The sequence below is a fragment of the Kribbella sp. NPDC005582 genome (genome assembly GCF_040605415.1).
Classification (GTDB): domain Bacteria; phylum Actinomycetota; class Actinomycetes; order Propionibacteriales; family Kribbellaceae; genus Kribbella.
This window is the reverse complement of sequence record NZ_JBEXCU010000004.1, coordinates 140,806-158,558: the sequence shown is the minus strand read 5'-3', so window position 1 is coordinate 158,558 and position 17,753 is coordinate 140,806. Positions and strand designations below refer to the sequence as shown.

Genomic DNA, 17,753 nt, shown 5'->3' with positions numbered 1-17,753 from the left:
ACGGAACGCCGGGGCGGAATCATGACTCCGCCGCAGGTCAGAGGCCTATCGCGGCCTACACGTCGTAGTAGAGCTCGAACTCGTGCGGGTGCGGGCGCAGCTGGATCGGCGCGATTTCCTGGGTGCGCTTGAGGTCGATCCAGGTCTCGATGAGGTCCGAGGTGAAGACGTCGCCTTCGAGGAGGAACTCGTGGTCGGCCTCGAGGGCGTCGATGACGGCCGGGAGGGAGGTGGGGACCTGGGCGATGGACTCGTGCTCCTCCGGGGGGAGCTCGTAGAGGTCCTTGTCGACCGGGTCGGCCGGCTCGATCTTGTTGCGGATGCCGTCGAGGCCGGCCAGGAGCTGGGCGGCGAAGGCCAGGTACGGGTTGGCCGACGGGTCGGGGCAGCGGAACTCGATGCGCTTGGCCTTGGGGTTGGAGCCGGTGATCGGGATCCGGATGCAGGCCGAGCGGTTGCGCGAGGAGTAGACCAGGTTGACCGGGGCCTCGAAGCCGGGGACCAGGCGGTGGTAGGAGTTCACCGTCGGGTTGGTGAAGGCGAGCAGCGACGGGGCGTGCTTGAGCAGGCCGCCGATGTACCAGCGGGCGGTGTCGGACAGGCCGCCGTACCCGGACTCGTCGTAGAACAGGGGCTGGCCGTTGGTCCACAGGGACTGGTGGCAGTGCATGCCCGAGCCGTTGTCGCCGAAGATCGGCTTCGGCATGAAGGTCGCGGTCTTGCCGGCCTGCCAGGCGGTGTTCTTGACGATGTACTTGAACTTCATCACGTCGTCGGCGGCCTTGAGCAGCTCGTCGAAGCGGAAGTTGATCTCGGCCTGGCCCGCGGTGCCGACCTCGTGGTGGGCGCGCTCGACGATCAGGCCGGACCGCTCCAGGGCCAGCGTGATGTCGTCGCGGAGCTCACCGAAGTGGTCGGTCGGCGCGACCGGGAAGTAGCCACCCTTGTAGCGGACCTTGTAGCCGCGGTTGCCGCCGTCCTCGACGCGGCCCGTGTTCCAGGCGCCGGCGACCGAGTCGATGGAGTAGTGCGAGGAGTTCGCCTTGGTCTCGAAGCGGACGTCGTCGAAGACGTAGAACTCGGCCTCGGGAGCGAAGAACGCGGTGTCGGCGATGCCGGTCGACTTCAGGTACTCCTGCGCCTTGCGGGCGATGTTGCGCGGGTCGCGCGAGTACGCCTCACCGGTCAGCGGGTCGTGCACGAAGAAGTTGACCACCAGCGTCTTGGCGCTGCGGAACTCGTCGATGTAGGCGCTGGTCGGGTCCGGCAGCAGCTTCATGTCGGACTCGTGGATCTGCTGGAAACCGCGGACCGACGACCCGTCGAAGGCCAGACCGTCCTCGAAGACCTCCGGACCGAACGACGACACCGGGACGGTGAAGTGCTGCATGATGCCCGGCAGGTCGCAGAACCGGACGTCGACGATCTCGACGCCCTCGTCCTTGACGTAGGCGAGCAGCTCCTCAGCGCTGGAAAACATACGTACTCCTCGGGGTGGCTCAGAGATTACAACTGAACGTAGGGCCTGCCGATTACTCGACGGTGACCCCGATGTTTCGCGGATGTTACGCCCAGCGTGTCCGCGCTGACCCACTGGTGTACGCCGGTCACGCCCTGAGATGTTCCAGTCCGCCTGTTGGCGGTCAGGGACGCTTCCGTAGGCTAGCCATCATGGCATCATCGGCCCGGCCGGGCACAGGACCCTCCGGCGAGTTCCGTTATCCGGGCAATCGGCTCGGCCTTCCCGAGGATGGTCCGGGCGCCGCGGCCGGCTGGGGCCGCCGCATTCTGGCGCTGCTGCTGGACTGGTTCATCGCGGGCCTGATCGCCTCCGCGGTCACCGGCAAGCCCATCTGGGCCGGCGGCAACGACTTCGGTACGGCGCAACTGGTCACGTTCTTCGGTATGACCGCGATCCTGGCCGGGCTGGCGGGCGGCACGATCGGTCACCGGGTGTGCGGCCTGCGTGTCCTGAGCTTGCGGTCCGGCCCCGACGCCACCGGGTACGCCGCTCAGGTCGGACTCCTCGGCGGCGTGATCCGCGCCGTACTGCTGTGTCTGGTCCTGCCCGCGGTCGTCTACGACCGCGACCGCCGCGGTCTGCACGACCGCGCCGCGAACACCATCGTCGTACGACGCTGAGCTACCGCCGGGTGAGCCGGAGCTGGACGTCGTCGAGGTAGTTGGTGCGGAAGCCGGCCTCGGAGTAGGCGAGGTAGAACTCCCACATCCGGCGGAAGGTGTCGTCGAAGCCGAGCTCGGCGATGGCCGGCCAATGCTCGATGAAGCGGTTGCGCCAGATCCGCAGCGTGCGGGCGTAGTCGCCGCCGAGGTGGCGCAGGACCTCGGTCTGGAGGCCGGTGTGCTGGCGGGTGACGTCGTCGATCACCTTGACCGAGGGGATCAGGCCGCCGGGGAAGATGTACTTCTGCACCCAGGTGAAGGTGTTGCGGGTGGCCAGCATCCGCTCGTGCGGCATCACGATCGCCTGGACGACGGCGACGCCGCCGGGCGCGAGCCGCCGCTCGATCGCGTCGAAGTAGACCGGCCAGTACTTCTCGCCGACCGCCTCGATCATCTCCACACTCAGTACGGCGTCGAACTCGCCGATCTGGTCGCGGTAGTCGCGCAGCGCGACCTGGACGCGGTCGCCCACGCCCGCGTCGGCGATCCGGCGCTGAGCCAGGAGCGCCTGCTGGGAGGCGATGGTGATCGCGGTGACCCAGGCGCCACGCTCGGCGGCGCGGATGGCGAGGCTGGCCCAGCCGCAACCGATGTCGAGCACCCGGGAGCCGGAGTGGACACCGGCCGCGTCGAGGATCGCGTCGAGCTTGTTGAGCTGCGCCTGGTTCAGTTCGTCGTACGACGCCTCCGCGAGCCCGGCCGTCGGATCCGGCGTGCCGAAGTAGGCCGCGGAGTAGGTCAGGGTCGGGTCGAGGAACTCCGAGAACATGGCGTTGCTCAGGTCGTAGTGGCGGCTGATGTTCTCCCGGGCGCCGGCGCGGTCGTTCTCCTGGTCGCCGGGTTGGGTGCGGGTCACCAGCCAGCGCAGGGACTGCGCCCACTTCGGCAGCAGGTGCCGGGTCTCCTCGTTGCTGAACCGCTCGGCGAACGGGACCAGCAGGTCGGCCAGGTCCGTGCCGGGCTCGGGGTCCCAGTCACCGGCCAGGTACGCCTCGCCGAAACCGGAGCCGGCGTCCTGCCCGAGCCGGTCGAGGAACGCCGCGCTGCGGTGCACCCGCATCGCCGGGCCGCCCGCGCCGTACGACTTGTTGTCGAGGTGGATGGTGGCGGGGAGGTCCTTGGCGATCATCCGGATCGCGGCCAGCGCTCCCACCCGGCGGACCGGGTTCGACCGCGGTCTGGCCAGCGTGGGCCACGTCTCGGCCACCGGCTGGTGCACCGCCGGCATCAGATCCGTCATCTCTGTCTACCTCACCCCTCGAACTGTCCTGGCCGCACTCTAAGGCCGATCGGTGACCGGCGGGTGCGACACGAGGCACAGGAAAATCCCCACCCTTAGAGAAACGTCACGATCGCCGTTCGGTTACCCGCACCTTTCCGGCACAGACCAGTGACCGCGGGTGACATGCGTCGGCCCCCGTCACCAGGCAGGTGAGCGGGGGCCGATCGGAGCGTAGGTCAGCGGCCCTTCATGGCCTGGCGGGCGCCCTTCATGCTGGAGGGCACCGGGCCCTTCGGCATCGGAACCTGCGGGCGGACGGCGTCGAGCGCCTTCAGCCGCTGGAGCAGGTCGGTGATCTCCGACGGCTGCAGGGCGGCCGGGAGCTTCATCACGTGCTTGGTCAGCTTGCGGATGTCGATCTCGTCCTCGCCCTGACCGGCGACCAGCGTGATCACCGGCGCGCCACCGGCCACCCGGGTGTGCTTCTTGCCCTCGGCGGCCAGCAGGTTCTTGACCCGGCTCGGCTGGCCCTCGCCGACCAGGACGATGCCCGGCCGGCCGACGACGCGGTGCACGATGTCGGCGTTCTTGGTGACCGCGACCGCGGGCGTCACGTTCCAGCCGCGGCGCAGCGTCTGCAGGGCCGAGGCGGCGGCGCCGGTCTGTCCCTCGATCTGGCTGTACGCCGCCTTCTCGACCTTGCGGCCGAAGACGACCGTGGCGGCCAGGAAGCCGAGCGCGACACCGAGCGGGATCCAGACCAGCAGCGGGCCGACGAAGATCCCGACCGCGACGAAGACCGCGACGATGCCGAGGAAGATCCCGGCGAGCACCAGTCCGACCTTGGGGTCGGACTTCTTGGTCAGCTGGTACGCCGACCGGATCTGCTGGAGCCGGCTGGTCTTCTCGGCGGGCGCGTCGTTCTTGGCCATCTCTACCTTGTCCTGGTCTATGCCTGCGGGGCGTTCATACGTGACTCGACGGCCTGACGGTACAGCCGTCCGGCGCGGTACGACGACCGTACCAGCGGACCGGACATCACACCGGCGAAACCGATCTCTCCTGCCTCGTCCTGGAGCTCGACGAACTCCTCCGGCCGGACCCACCGCTCGACCGGGTGGTGCCGCACCGACGGCCGCAGGTACTGGGTGATCGTGATGATCTCGCAGCCGGCCGCGTGCAGGTCCTTGAGCGCCTGGCTGACCTCGTCGCGGGTCTCGCCCATGCCGAGGATCAGGTTGGACTTGGTCACCAGGCCGTAGTCGCGGGCCTGGGTGATGACGTCGAGCGAACGCTCGTAGCGGAAGCCGGGACGGATCCGGCGGAAGATCCGCGGCACCGTCTCGACGTTGTGCGCGAACACCTCGGGCCGCGAGGAGAACACCTCGGCCAGCTGCTCCGGTACGGCGTTGAAGTCCGGCGCGAGCATCTCGACACCCGTGCCGGGGTTCAGCTCGTGGATCTGCCGGATGGTCTCGGCGTACAGCCAGGCGCCACCGTCGTCGAGGTCGTCACGGGCGACACCGGTCACCGTCGCGTAGCGCAGACCCATGGTGCGGACCGACTCGGCGACCCGCCGCGGCTCGTCGCGGTCCAGGTCCTCCGGCTTGCCGGTGTCGATCTGGCAGAAGTCGCAGCGCCGCGTGCACTGGTCGCCACCGATGAGGAACGTCGCCTCCCGGTCCTCCCAGCACTCGAAGATGTTCGGGCAGCCGGCTTCCTGACAGACTGTGTGCAGCTGTTCGGATTTCACCAGCTTCGACAGAACCTGATACTCCGGGCCCATCTTGGCGCGAGTCTTGATCCACTCGGGTTTGCGCTCGATCGGGGTCTCCGCGTTGCGCACTTCGAGCCTGAGTAGCTTCCGTCCTTCAGGGGCGATCGTCACACCCCCCAGCGTACGCGCCCGCGTTCAGGGGCCATTCACCCGTACGCTGATGAGCTATGGCCACGCTTGAACTGGGGAGTACGTCTGTGACCGGGACCACTTCCGAACAGTGGCAGCGGCCGCGCCCGACCCGCGAGGAGCAGCGCAACGACGTCGTACTGGGGCTGGTGCTGGCCGTGCTCGGCGTGGCCGGGACCGAGGTTGCCCGCGGCGCGTTCCCGCAGCCGGTGGATCTCGGCTTCGGTGGTGTCGAGGCTTATCTCCTGAGCGCGGCAGTCGCGCTGCCGCTCTGCCTGCGCCGCCGGTACCCGATCCCGGCCATGCTCGCGGTCGCGGTCCTGTTCGTTGTCAACGGCGAACGCGCGATGTTCGCCTTCGGCGGCAATCTGGTCACCCAGTCGTCGATGTTCATGGCCATCTATGCCGCCACGGCCTGGTCGCGCGACCGCAGGCTGATGAAGGCGGCGGTCGGGCTCGTCTTCATCGCGATGTTCGCCTGGCTCGCGCTGAACTTCATCGAGGCACTGCAGGCGAACTCGATCGAAGGCCCGAACAAGGCGCTGCTGTCGCCGTACGTCTCGAACGTCATCCTGTCGCTCGCGCTGAACGGGCTCTATTTCTTCGGCGCGTACTTCTGGGGCCGGACCGCGTGGGGCATCGCGCGGCAGCGTCAGGAGCTGGAGCGACAGGCCGTTGAGCTGGCCGCGCAGCAGCAGGCCAACGCGCGCCGGGCGGTGATCGACGAGCGGCTGCGGATCTCCCGCGAGCTCCACGACGTGGTCGCGCACCACATCAGCAGCATCGGCGTACAGGCTGGGGGAGCGCGCCGGGTGATGGACACCGATCCGGCCGCGGCCAAGAACGCGCTCGGGGTGATCGAGGAGTCCAGTCGGACCGCGGTCAACGAGATGCGGCAGCTGCTCGGCATGCTGCGCGCAGCCGACCCGGATCTCGACGTCGACGCGCCGGATGCGAAGGCGCCGCAGGCCGGCGCCGACCGGCTGCCGGCGCTGGTGGCCCAGGTCCACGGCGAGGGGCTCGAGGTGGGCTTCCATCAGATCGGTACGCCGCTGCAGCTGCCGAAGACGGTGTCGGTCTCGGTCTACCGGATCGCGCAGGAGGCCCTGACGAACGTCCGCAAGCACTCGACGGCTCGCAGCGCGCACATCACGCTGCGCTATCTGGGTGACGCGGTCGAGCTCGAGGTGATCGACGACGGCCGGCCGAAGCATGCGCCGGTCGGCAGCCGGCTGGGCCATGTCGGGATCCGTGAGAGGGTCGGGCTGCTCGGCGGGGAGACGGAGATCGGTCCCCGGCCGGTCGGTGGTTTCCGGGTCCGGGCGCGGATCCCGGTGCAGGGTGGGCCCGATGGAGGAGTGGACGAATGATGCGCGTGCTGCTGGTCGACGACCAGGACCTGGTCCGGGCCGGCTTCCGGATGATTCTCTCGGTCGAGCCGGAGATCGAGGTGGTCGGTGAGGCGGCCGACGGCGAGAAGGCGGTCGAGCTCGCGCTGCAGTTGCGGCCGGACGTCGTACTGATGGACGTGCAGATGCCGGGCATGGACGGGATCACCGCGACCCAGAAGATCGTGGCCGCGGACGCCGGCAAGGTGGTGATCCTGACGACGTTCGACCGGGACGACTACCTGTTCGAGTCGCTCGGTGCGGGCGCCAGTGGGTTCCTGCTGAAGAACACCGCGCCGGAGGACCTGGTCGAGGCGATCGAGATCGTGCACTCGGGGCATGCGCTGCTGGCCCCTGAGGTGACCCGGCGTGTGATCAAGCGGTTCGCCGGTGGTGGTGAGCGCGTCTACCGCCCTGACCTGATCGCCGAGCTGACCGAGCGCGAGCGCGAGGTTCTCGGTCTGATCGCGCGCGGTCTCACCAACACCGAGATCGCCAACCAGCTGTACGTCGGCGAGGCCACGGTCAAGACCCATGTGTCTCGGGTGCTGCTCAAGCTGGGGCTGCGTGACCGCGTCCAGGCTGTTGTCTTCGCCTACGAGTGCGGACTGGTCACGCCCGGCGACGACTTGGCCGGCTGACGGACCAGCACAGCACCAACCAGCAGTACGACGACCACCGCGCACCCGGCGACTACGCCGACCGCGGGCAGCATCAGCGGGAGCACGAGCACCACGACCACGCCGGCAACGACAAAGGCCAGTGGTGTGACCGGTGGGTTGACGATCGGCGCATGCACCAGCCAGAGCATCGTTAGGAACACCGCCACTGGTAGGGCGACGGCGTACCCGACTGATTGTGGTGCGTAGGTGGTTTCCTCGACTGCCACCTCCAGTCCGCTGCCGAGTGCGGCCAGTGCTGCGAAGAGGAAGTAGTGGCCGTAGCCCCAGCGGTAGGACTGCTGGCGGCGTTCGCGGAGGCCGTCGCCGGACGGGTGCAGGAAGTAGAGCCACCACAGGGCGAACAGCAGCACCAGTCCGGCTCCGGCGACCACCAGAAACGACGCACTGACGTGGTCACGCGCCACGGCGGCCTCAACGCCTCGACTGGCCGCGAGCACGCTCTCGCCGAGCAGGATGATCGCGAACAGCCCATAGCGCTCGGCAATGTGGTGCGGGTGCCAGGTGGTCTGCGGTCCGCGCTCGGCCCACCGCGGTACGGCGAGCTCGACGAAGACCAGCAGCAGGAACCAGGGGAGTGCCAGCTCCGCGAGCGCTAAGGCGGCGAGCCAGCCAACCTGCGCTACTGCGATTCCCGCTGCGTACTTGAGCGCCGTACTGCGGCCTGCCGGATTCTCGTACGCCGCACGCAGCCACTGCAGCACCAGCCCGGCTCGCATGATCAGGTAGCCGACCAGCACAGCGCGGTAGTCGCCCGACGCTGCCGCGGCCGGTACGCCGGCAGCCAGCACAAGCACTCCGGCCATCTGCACCATCGTGAGCAGCCGGTACGGCACGTCGTCGGTGTCGTACGACGACGCGAACCAGGTGAAGTTCATCCACGCCCACCAGATCGCGAAGAACACCTGGAGGAAGCCGAGCACCTCGGCATGGCCCGCGGCGATGCTGTGCGCGAGCTCCGCGGTCACTGCGGCGACCGCCACCACGAAGGTGAGGTCGAAGAGCAGCTCCAGCGGGCTCGACGTCCGGTGCGGCTCATCGATCGAGCGTGCGGTCATCCTGGTCATGTCAGTGAAGACAGTCGACCGTGCGCCGGTGTGACGGCGGCTGTCACAACTCGGCACGCTGCTCTGTCTTGGCTGGTGAGTGGCGCCGGCCGGGCGCCTGGCAGACAGGAGCTGGTTGTGAAGATCGTCGTGATTGGCGGCACCGGGCTGATCGGTTCGAAGGTCGTACGGCGGCTGGAGGCGCACGGGCACCAAGCGGTCGCGGCGTCGCCCAACACGGGAGTCAACTCGCTCACCGGCGAGGGCCTGGACGAAGTGATGGCCGGCGCTTCCGTGGTCATCGACCTGTCGAACTCACCGTCGTTCGAGGACCAGGCGGTCCTGGACTTCTTCCGTACGGCGACCACGAACCTGCTCGCCGCCGAGAAGAAGGCAGGTGTCGGCCACCACGTCGCACTGTCGATCGTCGGCAGCGAGCGCTCGCCGCAGATCGGCTACTTCCGCGCCAAGATCGCCCAGGAGGAGCTGATCGAGGCCTCCGGCGTCCCGTTCTCCCTGGTACACGCCACGCAGTTCTTCGAGTTCGTGAAGGCGATCGCCGACACCTCCGAGGTCGACGGCGTGGTCCGGATCCAGCCGGTGAACTTCCAGCCGATCGCCGGTGACGACGTGGCCGACGAGGTCGCCAAGGTCGCCGCGGGCGAGCCGCTGAACGGCCGGGTCGACATCGCCGGACCGGACAAGGTCCGGATGGACGAGTTCTTCCGCAAGGCGCTGGCTGAGCTGAACGACTCCCGCGAGGTCGTGACCGATCCAGAGGCGACGTACTACGGCGCTGTGGTCAGCGAGGATGCCCTGGTGCCGATCGGCGAGGCAGTGCTCGGCCGGATCCACTACGCCGACTGGGAGAAGAAATGACCGGCGACGACTTCCTCCACGAGCTCGAGAGCGAGACCAAGGCGGACCTCGGCGCGCTGGCGGCTGCAGTACCGGACGCTGAGCTGCCCGTCGAGCAGTGGACGATTGATCCGGCCGAAGAGGCGATGGAGCAGGCCAGTCTGAGCAGCCTGCTCGGCGCTGTGCAGGCCCTGGAAGACCCGGGGCACTGAGACCGGTTCCGGGTGCGTGGCCGCGCACCCGGAACCTTCACCTGTCCAGCTGCACGAGGGCGAGCTTGTCCGGGTTCATCTGGACGTTGATCTGGAAGATGCCGTCGGGAGCCGAGCTGAGGGTGAGGACACTGGTGACCCGGCCATCGGTAGTCAGCACTGCGGCCGGCTGACCGTTCATCTGCGTCCACACGATCTCCACACCGACCCAGAACCGGGTGTGGAAGGAACGGAAGAACTTCGCGACCCGCTCCGAGCCGACCACCGGGAACTTCGACGCCCGCGCCTTGCCATTGCCGTCGGACACGCTCGTCACATCGGCCGCGAAGAGCCCTTCGAGCTCCATCAGGTCGCCGGACTTCGCGGCGTGCACAAACGCGGTCAGGAGCCGCTGCTGCTCGGCCGCGTCCACCTCGACCCGCCGCTCGCCGTCCACGTGCTTGCGCGCTCGGCTGACCAACTGCCGCACCGCAGGCTCGTTCAGCTGCAGGATGTCGGCGATCTGGCTGTACGGGTAGTCGAACGCCTCCCGCAGCACGTACGCGGCGCGCTCGTTGGGGGAGAGGCGCTCCATCAGCAGCAGTACGGCGAACGCGAGCGCCTCGCCGCGCTCCGCGCCGAGGTACGGGTCCGCGCTGGTGTCGACCGGCTCCGGCAACCACGGCCCGATGTACGACTCCCGCCGTACTCGGGCGGACTGGGTCGCGTTGATCGCGAGCCGGGTGGTCGCCGTGGCCAGATAGGCGGCCGGGTTGAGTACGACGCTCCGGTCGGCGGTCTGCCAGCGCAGCCACACGTCCTGCACGATGTCCTCGGCCTCGCTCGCGCTGCCCAGCATCCGGTAGGCGATGCCGAACAGTCTCGGCCGCACCTCGCCGAAGATCGCCGCTGCCTGATCGAGATCCTCGCTCACTCCTGTCATGATCCTCCCTCGTCGCAGCTGTCATCAGTTCCGACCATCCGGACACGCCGGATGTGACAGCGCGGGACCGTGGCGTAGCCCACGTCCACCGTGCGGATGACTCCGGCGGTCACCCTGGCGGCCGACGTTGGACGGGGTCCGGAGTGACTAACTTTGAGTTACTTCCGAGCGGAAGGCGGTTCGGCAGGGGCCGGCCGCGGGGGCATGAGGACAGGAATGGTGACGGATGCTGAGGGTGGCTGGACTCACTCGGCGGTTCGGTGAACAGCTGGCGCTGGACGACGTGACGTTCGACGTCGTACCGGGGCGGATGACCGGGTTCGTCGGGGCCAACGGGGCCGGGAAGACGACGACGATGCGGATCATCCTCGGCGTCCTGGCGGCCGGTTCCGGCGAGGTGTACTGGCAGGGCGCACCGCTGACCCAGAAGGTACGGCGGGACTTCGGCTACATGCCGGAGGAGCGCGGTCTGTACCCGAAGATGAAGATCCGCGACCAGCTGATCTTCTTCGGCCGGCTGCACGGACTGCCGGCGGCCAAGGCCGCGGAGCGAACCGACAAGCTGCTCGCCCGGCTCGGGCTCGCCGAGCGGGCGACCGATGTCCTCGAGGCGCTCTCGCTGGGCAACCAGCAGCGGGTGCAGATCGCGGTGGCGCTGATCCACGAGCCGATCGCGCTGGTCCTGGACGAACCGTTCAGCGGCCTCGACCCGCTCGCCGTCGACGCGATGGTGGACCTGCTCCGCGAGGAAGTCACGCCGGAGGTGCCGGTGCTGTTCTCCAGCCACCAGCTCGATCTGGTCGAGCGGCTCTGCGACGACCTCGTCGTACTGTCCCGCGGCAAGGTCGTTGCCGCGGGCCCTGTTGCCGAGCTCGCGGCGAGCCAGAGCCCGACGTACCGGCTGGTGGTCGATGGTGACGCCGGCTGGCTGCGGGACCTGCCCGGGCTGCACGTGCGCGACGTGGCCGGCGGTACGGCGCTCTTCGACGTCGAGGACCCGACCGCCGCGCAAGAGATTCTTCAGCAAGCGATCAGCCGTGGACCGGTCCTGGAGTTCGGGCCGGAGCGGGTGGCACTGAGCGACGTCTTCCGGGAGGCGACCCGATGAACGACCGGACCTTGGATCGGCCGTGGATGCTGATCGCCGAGCGCGAGATCACCACCAAGCTGCGGGACAAGACCTTCATCGGCTCGACGCTGGTGATGCTGACGATCGTGCTCGCCGCGGTGATCCTGCCCGCGGTGCTCTCGGGCGGCAGCAGCTCCGACAAGATCGCGGTGATCGACGACGGCGGCGCGGCCGTCGTACAGAGGGCTTCGGAGACGTCGGGCGGCGATGCCTATGAAGCGCTGCGAGTCGCGGATCAGGCCGCTGCTGAGCAGGCAGTCACCGAGACCGACGCCACCGCCGCGTTGCTGCCGGGACCCGACGGGTACGTCGTGGTCGGCAAGGACAAGGTGGATTCCGGAGTCGGGGTCGCGCTGCGCGCGGCCGTTTCCGCGATCGGGATGGAGAAGAACGCGGCCACGGCGAAGCTGACCCCGGAGGAGTTGCGGGCAGGCACGCAGGTGACCGAGAAGATCCTGGAGCCGGGGCCGCTGCCCGGATACGTCTCGGACTTCGTCAACATCGGGCTGGCGCTGGTCTTCTACATGACCGCGCTCGGGTTCGGCATGATGATCGCGCAGAGCGTCGTCCAGGAGAAGGAAAGCCGGGTCGTCGAGATCCTGGCCGCCGCGGTCCCGATCCGGTCGCTGTTGTGGGGCAAGGTGCTCGGCAACACGGTCCTCGCGCTCGCGCAGATCCTGGTGATCGCGCTCGCCTCGCTGGTGGGGCTGACCGCTACCGACCAGCTCGACATCCTGTCCGTCGTGGCGCCGGTGGCCGGCTGGTTCGTGGTCTTCTTCGTCCTCGGGTTCGTCGCGCTGGCCGGGCTGTGGGCGGTCGCGGGCTCGCTCGCGACCCGGCAGGAGGACCTCGGGTCCACCACGCTGCCTGGGCAGATGATCCTGATGATCCCGTTCTTCTTCTCGGTCTTCGCCGGGCACGACGCCCGGACGATCGCGTCGTTCGTGCCGATCGCGTCCTCGATGTCGATGCCCGGCCGGATGCTGACCGAGGACGTCCCGCTCTGGCAGCCGCTGGCGGCGATCGGGATCCTGCTCGTGGCGACCGTGCTGATCATCCGGCTCGGAGCCCGGTTGTACGAGCGGACGCTGCTCAAGACGGGTCGCCGGATGGGTTATCGCGAGGCATTGTCGCTCGAAGCTGCGTGATCATCGTTACAGCCCGGGCAAGCGTTACAGGGTTTGCCTGGGCTGTAACGGAACCGCAATGTTGCTGGGTGTGCACTTGGACTACGGTCTCAACGCATGAACGTGGAGCTGCGCCATCTCCGGGTGGTCGTCCTGGTAGCCGAAGCGGGGTCCGTCGGACGGGCCGCCCGCTGGCTCAAGGTCAGCCAGCCCAGCCTCACCGCGCAGCTCAAACGGATCGAGGCCGCCTTCGGCGGTGAGCTCTTCGAGCGTTCCCGCACCGGTGTCACCCCCACCGCCCTCGGCCGGTACGCCGTCGACCGCGCCCGCGCGATCCTCGTCGACGTCGACCACCTGGCGGCGACTGTCTCCGCGATGACCGCGGTCGAGTCCAGCGCCGTACGGCTTGGTGGGTTTCCGACCGCGCCGATGTCAGGGATCGCGCAGCGGCTCCGGGATCACGGTCAGATCGAGCAGGTCAGCATCGAGGTCGAGTGGTCGACGAGTGTGCTGCTCCAGCAGTTGGAGAGCGGGCGCCTGGACTTTGCGTTGCTGCGCGAGTTCCCGGGTTTTGAGCTGCGGCTGCCGACGGGCGTCGAGGCGTGCACGGTGGTCGAGTCTGAGTCGGCGTACGTGGTGATGTCGGCTGACCATCCGGCTGCGTTGGTCGGCCGCGAGGAGATAGAGCTGGCTGCGCTCTCCGATGAGGAATGGATCGGCGAACCACCGGACGACAGTGGCTTCCATGTGCTCTTCCGTGCCGCCTGTGAGCAGGCCGGGTTTCAGCCCAAGATCGAGCACCACTCGGTCGATACCTCGGTCCTGATGGGCTTTGTGACCAGCGGTCAAGGCGTCGCGCTGATCTCGCCGACGTCGTACCGGATGCTGTCCCGCGAGGTCGTCACCCGACCTCTGGCCGGGGACCCGATTCACCGGCGCCTGCTCCTTGCCTGGAGCACCGACTCGCCGCGAGCGCAGATGGCTCCGGATGTCCTCACGATGGCCACGGCCGCCTACGAGGAAGCCTTGGCGGAGCATGCCCGCCGCGACCAGCCGCACCAGCACATGCATGTGGCGTGAGCCTTACCGGCCTCACGCCACTTCTGCTTGTTGTTTCAGGCTCCGGCCGGCCGAATCCCCGGTGTGTGGAAGGGGCCTTCGAAGGCGCTCACGTGGAACTCGCCTGTGTCCTCGGGGTCTTCCATACGCTCGCGGTACTGCTGACCGACTCGCTCGGGCTGCTGTCCGGTTGACGTGAATCCTTCGGCTGCCTGCCGTCCGGTCCGGTGAGCTGCGGTTTGCGCCTCAGTTGCCGGAGGGGCGAGCCGCCCGCCACCGCCGGTCGGCCGGCCGTCATCAGACCCAGCCTGGTCGCCAGTCGCTGGAGCTCCAGTTGCGGTCACGTGTCCGCCACCAGCCGCCCCGCCGCTCGCCGACCCGCCGCCAGCCGGACGATCGTCGTCGGGCCCACGGTCGGACTCTGACTCATCCGCTGGCGCTGCGTCCGCCGGAGCGTCAGCCGGTGCCGGTGCGGCAGGCGCGGGAGTACCCGCCACCTGAGCGCCAGCCTCTGGCGCCGCTTGCGCATCAGCAGGCGGAGCAACTTGGGTCGGCGCATCATCCATCGGAGCTGCGTAGGCGGACGCTTCAGCGGTCGGCGCCTCAGTCGCCGGAGCGACCTGGGTGGGAGTCTCATCCGTCGGAGCCGCAGGTGCGGGCGCCTCGGCCACCGGCGCTTCAGCCCGCGGCACGCTGACTACGGGTGCTGTCTGCGTCGGCGCCTCGGCGTTAGCGGTCGGAGCGACCTCGGTGGGAGCCTCGTCGGGAGCGGCCGGTGCTGCCTGCGCGGCAGCGTCAGCCGCCGCGGCGTTGGACTCGGCCTCGGCGCGTGTGCCTGCTTCCGTCGCCTCGTCCGCGGGTACCTTCGCCCCAGGTGCCGCAGCTACCGGTGTACCCAGGTGCGCCGCGCCACTCGCGTTCTCGCTCGTCTTCTCATCGTCCGCCGCAGCAGCCGGGGGAGTAGCAGCTGTTGGCTCGTCATCCGCTGGCGTGACAGGCATCGGCTGAGTTTCCGGCCCGGCATCGGCAGCTACCTGCGTGCGCTCCTCGGCGGGCACGACAATCGTCTCGTCCCGATCGGACGGCACCAGCACAGTGTCATCGTTGCCATAAGCAACCGGATACGTGGCCGTCCGCTCCGGCGCCGACTCCGCGACCGGGAACTGTGCCGTCTGCTCATCCGCCTGGTTCCGCGGCTGCTCGGGCTCGTCGTCGAACAGATCGTCGTACCGGCTCGACGGCTCGTACGAAGGCGCGTACGACTCAGCCGGATAGGTGCTTCCAGCAACCGGATACACCGCCGCCGCAGCCGCCTCCTGCTGTGCCTGCGCGGCTTCCTGCTCACGCTGCAGCCGCTCGGCCTCGGCCCGCGCGCGCCGCCTGCGCTGCACACTCCGCACGATGAGCTGGATCGAGTACACCAGCGTGATCACGGTGAGAATCGGTACGACGCCGTTCAGCGTGTACTGCTTGGTGCCCTCGACCATGCCGTTCGTCACGCCCGGAACGTCGTCGAGGAAGTTCGTGGTCCGGTTCGGGATCCACAACCAGCAGTACACAAGGGTGCCGAACGCAAGGAAGGCACCGATCGCGGCCGCGCCCGAGAAGTACGACACGACGGCCCAGAAGATCAGCGCGCCTACACCGTAGGCGAGCGCCATCTCCTTGGTATTCAGCTGAATGCCGCCCGCTGCACTGAGCACACCGAAGACCGCCGGCCCGGCCAGCGCGACCGCAACCCCAAGCAAGAAGCCGAGAAATTTGGACACGCCTCCACCGTAGCGACGTTTCCCCGCCACGCCCGGCAGACACTTCGCAGCCGCGCGCAAGGGTGACTACTTTCAGTACGCACCATCGCCCACAGCTGACATCGCCTATTGACAATCGATAGATTGCCAGCGATTCTCGATGCATGCTGAGTGAGAATCGAGCGGTCGCCGCGCTCCGGGTGTTCCTGGTGGCGCTGTTCGCGATCCTGGTCGTGTTCCAGACGCTGTCGCTGCCCGGTCAGTTCCGGCACCAGGCCCAGGTGAATCCCGAAGATGCCGACCTCCGCTGGCCCGCCACGTTCGTCGCGGCCTTCGTGGTGCTCTGCGTACAGATCGTCGTGGTGGCCACCTGGCAACTGCTGACAATGGTCAAACGCGACCGCATCTTCACCACGGCCGCCGTCTTCTGGGTGAACCTGATCATCGGCGCGATCACCGGCGTCTGGCTGGTCGTCGGCGTGATCTTCCTCTGGGTCGGCTTCCACGCCGACGATCCCGGCCTGCCGATGCTGCTCCTGCTGGTCGAGGTCGTGATCACCGTGATCGGCCTGCTGATGGTGGTCCTGCGCGCACTCCTGCAACGAGCAACCACCCTGCGCACCGACATGGAAGCGGTGATCTGATGCCGATCGTCGTCCGGATCGACGTCGAACTGGCCCGCCGCAAACTGAGCGTCGGCGAGTTCGCCGAGCGAGTCGGCCTCACCCCCGCCAACGTCGCCGTACTCAAGAACGGCCGCGCCAAAGCCGTCCGCTTCAGCACCCTGGAAGCCATGTGCCGAGTCCTGGAATGCCAACCCGGCGACCTCCTCGAATGGATCGAAGACACCCCCGCCGAAGACACCCCGGCCTAGCAGCAAGGCCTTCCCCTCACGCTGCACGCGGATCCGCCGACCGACAGGACGTATACCCCCACTGAGCTCCCGCCAGCTGCGACTCCAAGCCTGCGCCACCCGCCCAGCACCCCTATACGTCCTGTCCGTCCGGCGACGCCGTCGGCAAGAACACGGAGTAGTCGACGCCGGCTCCCACGCTCACGCTCAAAAGCCCCAGCAATGAGGCCCGAGCAGCCACCTCTACGTGTTCTTACCGACGCTCGTGTTTGCCGACGCTGGCGGCGAGTTGCCGACCGACAGGACGTATGCCTCCACTGGGCTGCCGCCAGGTACGGCGCTGATCCTGCGTCGCCCATCCAGCACACCTATACGTCCTGTCGGCCGGGAGGTGCGGCGTCGGGAAGGACACGGAGTGGTCGATGCGTGGCTGCCACGCTCACGCTCAGAGGCCGTAGTGATGAGGCTTGAGCGGCCACCTCTGCATGTTCTTACCGACGCTCGTGGCGAAGCGTTGACTCGCAACAGTCCTACTGCGACTGCAAGCCAACACTCTCGGCGGCGGCTGCGCGCGCATCCGCGCACGCCTCAGGGGCCTGGTGTCGGGCGACGGCAACTCTTGTTCAGTGCGGGTAGCGACAGGTGGTCAGACGGTGAGGCCGTAGGTGATGCCGGTGGCGGGAGCTTCGGGGTGCGCGATGTCGGGGGAGCGGTCGTAGGAGTCCCACGACAAGAATCGGTCGAGGTGACGCTTAACTGAGTCGAGCACCTCGTTGACCGGTACGTCGCGGCCGAGTTCCTTCGACAGGGTGGTCACGTCGGCGTCGGCGATTCCGCACGGGACGATCCGGTCGAACCATGTGAGGTCGTTGTCGCAGTTCAGCGAGAACCCGTGCATGGTGACGCCTTGGGACACACGGATCCCGATCGCCGCGATCTTCCGCTCGCGGCCACGCTCGTCGGCTGCGACCCAGACGCCGCTCCGGCCCTTCACCCGGCCGGTCGTGACACCGAGCTCGGCACAAACCGCGATCAGCGCTTCCTCGAGCCGCCGTACGTAATCGACGACGTACACGTGGGAAGCCAGCTTGACGATCGGGTACCCGACGAGCTGCCCGGGGCCGTGCCACGTGATCTTGCCGCCGCGGTCCACATCCACCACCGGCGTCCCATCGACGGGACGCTCGTGCGGCTCGGTTCGCTTGCCCGCGGTATAGACCGGCGGGTGCTCAAGCAGGATGACCGTGTCCGAACCGGTGCCTCCGGCAACCTCCGCGTGCAGCCGGCGCTGCTCGGCCCACGCAGTCTCGTAGTCCACTGCTCCGGCGCCGAACCCGGCCTCGACGTACTCGATAGCCCTCACGTCATCGAGTGTAGGCCGGGTGCCTGTGGATAACTTCCGCGGGGCTGGAGCCGATC

General features: G+C 68.2%; 18 protein-coding genes. 10 read left to right on the top strand and 8 right to left on the bottom strand.

Translation table 11 applies throughout. The features are described from left to right. Window positions 1-55: 55 nt before the first annotated feature. On the bottom strand, window positions 56-1,480 hold the full coding sequence (glnA, locus tag ABZS29_RS23925; RefSeq protein WP_355464680.1) for a type I glutamate--ammonia ligase: 1,425 nt from the start codon (window positions 1,478-1,480) through the stop codon (window positions 56-58). Between the two features lie 191 nt (window positions 1,481-1,671). On the opposite strand from glnA, the gene ABZS29_RS23920 reads away from it, so the two are divergent. Then, entirely contained in the window at window positions 1,672-2,142 is a 471-nt protein-coding gene (locus tag ABZS29_RS23920) for an RDD family protein (protein WP_355464678.1), read from the top strand. 1 nt (window position 2,143) lies between these two features. Here ABZS29_RS23920 and ABZS29_RS23915 read toward each other — a convergent pair whose 3' ends face one another. The 3 genes from ABZS29_RS23915 to lipA form a co-directional block, all read right to left on the bottom strand. Continuing rightward, window positions 2,144-3,424 (bottom strand): cyclopropane-fatty-acyl-phospholipid synthase family protein, encoded by a 1,281-nt coding sequence (locus ABZS29_RS23915; RefSeq protein WP_355464676.1) that lies wholly within the window; start codon window positions 3,422-3,424, stop codon window positions 2,144-2,146. Window positions 3,425-3,642: 218 nt separating this feature from the next. Beyond that, entirely contained in the window at window positions 3,643-4,338 is a 696-nt protein-coding gene (locus ABZS29_RS23910) for a DUF4191 domain-containing protein (protein ID WP_355464674.1), read from the bottom strand. A 17-nt stretch (window positions 4,339-4,355) separates the two neighbouring features. Continuing rightward, complete coding sequence (lipA, locus tag ABZS29_RS23905) at window positions 4,356-5,294, bottom strand: lipoyl synthase (RefSeq protein ID WP_355464672.1); 939 nt, start codon at window positions 5,292-5,294, stop codon at window positions 4,356-4,358. Between the two features lie 56 nt (window positions 5,295-5,350). Between lipA and ABZS29_RS23900 the strand changes: the two genes are divergently transcribed. Both ABZS29_RS23900 and ABZS29_RS23895 read left to right on the top strand, forming a co-directional pair. Next, window positions 5,351-6,682: a sensor histidine kinase gene (locus ABZS29_RS23900; RefSeq protein WP_355464670.1), complete on the top strand. Its 1,332-nt coding sequence runs from the start codon at window positions 5,351-5,353 to the stop codon at window positions 6,680-6,682. Then, window positions 6,679-7,341: a response regulator transcription factor gene (locus ABZS29_RS23895; RefSeq protein ID WP_355464668.1), complete on the top strand. Its 663-nt coding sequence runs from the start codon at window positions 6,679-6,681 to the stop codon at window positions 7,339-7,341. Before ABZS29_RS23900 ends, ABZS29_RS23895 begins: the two co-directional genes overlap by 4 nt. On the opposite strand, the gene ABZS29_RS23890 is transcribed toward ABZS29_RS23895, so the two are convergent. Continuing rightward, window positions 7,296-8,447 (bottom strand): low temperature requirement protein A, encoded by a 1,152-nt coding sequence (locus ABZS29_RS23890; RefSeq protein WP_355464666.1) that lies wholly within the window; start codon window positions 8,445-8,447, stop codon window positions 7,296-7,298. The two genes, ABZS29_RS23895 and ABZS29_RS23890, sit on opposite strands and share 46 nt — an antisense overlap. Window positions 8,448-8,564: 117 nt before the next feature. Between ABZS29_RS23890 and ABZS29_RS23885 the strand changes: the two genes are divergently transcribed. Beyond that, on the top strand, window positions 8,565-9,305 hold the full coding sequence (locus ABZS29_RS23885; protein WP_355464664.1) for an SDR family oxidoreductase: 741 nt from the start codon (window positions 8,565-8,567) through the stop codon (window positions 9,303-9,305). Then, the gene (locus tag ABZS29_RS23880; RefSeq protein WP_355464662.1) at window positions 9,302-9,496 is read left to right on the top strand and encodes a hypothetical protein; all 195 of its coding nucleotides are present in this window, start codon (window positions 9,302-9,304) and stop codon (window positions 9,494-9,496) included. The genes ABZS29_RS23885 and ABZS29_RS23880 overlap by 4 nt, the downstream gene beginning before the upstream one ends. A gap of 37 nt (window positions 9,497-9,533) precedes the next feature. Here ABZS29_RS23880 and ABZS29_RS23875 read toward each other — a convergent pair whose 3' ends face one another. Continuing rightward, entirely contained in the window at window positions 9,534-10,418 is an 885-nt protein-coding gene (locus tag ABZS29_RS23875; protein WP_355464660.1) for an RNA polymerase sigma-70 factor, read from the bottom strand. Window positions 10,419-10,644: 226 nt separating this feature from the next. Between ABZS29_RS23875 and ABZS29_RS23870 the strand changes: the two genes are divergently transcribed. From ABZS29_RS23870 to ABZS29_RS23860, 3 genes are all read left to right on the top strand, one after another. Beyond that, a complete protein-coding gene (locus ABZS29_RS23870; protein WP_355464658.1) occupies window positions 10,645-11,526 on the top strand; it encodes an ATP-binding cassette domain-containing protein in 882 nt (293 codons plus the stop codon). Next, on the top strand, window positions 11,523-12,695 hold the full coding sequence (locus tag ABZS29_RS23865) for an ABC transporter permease (RefSeq protein WP_355464656.1): 1,173 nt from the start codon (window positions 11,523-11,525) through the stop codon (window positions 12,693-12,695). The genes ABZS29_RS23870 and ABZS29_RS23865 overlap by 4 nt, the downstream gene beginning before the upstream one ends. Before the next feature lie 96 nt (window positions 12,696-12,791). Continuing rightward, the gene (locus tag ABZS29_RS23860) at window positions 12,792-13,754 is read left to right on the top strand and encodes a LysR family transcriptional regulator (RefSeq protein WP_355464655.1); all 963 of its coding nucleotides are present in this window, start codon (window positions 12,792-12,794) and stop codon (window positions 13,752-13,754) included. 35 nt (window positions 13,755-13,789) lie between these two features. On the opposite strand, the gene ABZS29_RS23855 is transcribed toward ABZS29_RS23860, so the two are convergent. Beyond that, a complete protein-coding gene (locus ABZS29_RS23855; RefSeq protein WP_355464653.1) occupies window positions 13,790-15,502 on the bottom strand; it encodes a hypothetical protein in 1,713 nt (570 codons plus the stop codon). 143 nt (window positions 15,503-15,645) lie between these two features. On the opposite strand from ABZS29_RS23855, the gene ABZS29_RS23850 reads away from it, so the two are divergent. Next, a complete protein-coding gene (locus ABZS29_RS23850; RefSeq protein ID WP_355464651.1) occupies window positions 15,646-16,125 on the top strand; it encodes a DUF2975 domain-containing protein in 480 nt (159 codons plus the stop codon). Further along, a complete protein-coding gene (locus ABZS29_RS23845; RefSeq protein ID WP_355464649.1) occupies window positions 16,125-16,355 on the top strand; it encodes a helix-turn-helix transcriptional regulator in 231 nt (76 codons plus the stop codon). Before ABZS29_RS23850 ends, ABZS29_RS23845 begins: the two co-directional genes overlap by 1 nt. Window positions 16,356-16,980: 625 nt before the next feature. On the opposite strand, the gene lipB is transcribed toward ABZS29_RS23845, so the two are convergent. Then, window positions 16,981-17,697, bottom strand: coding sequence for a lipoyl(octanoyl) transferase LipB (gene lipB / locus ABZS29_RS23840; RefSeq protein WP_355464647.1), 717 nt, complete (start codon window positions 17,695-17,697; stop codon window positions 16,981-16,983). Between the last annotated feature and the right edge of the window lie 56 nt (window positions 17,698-17,753).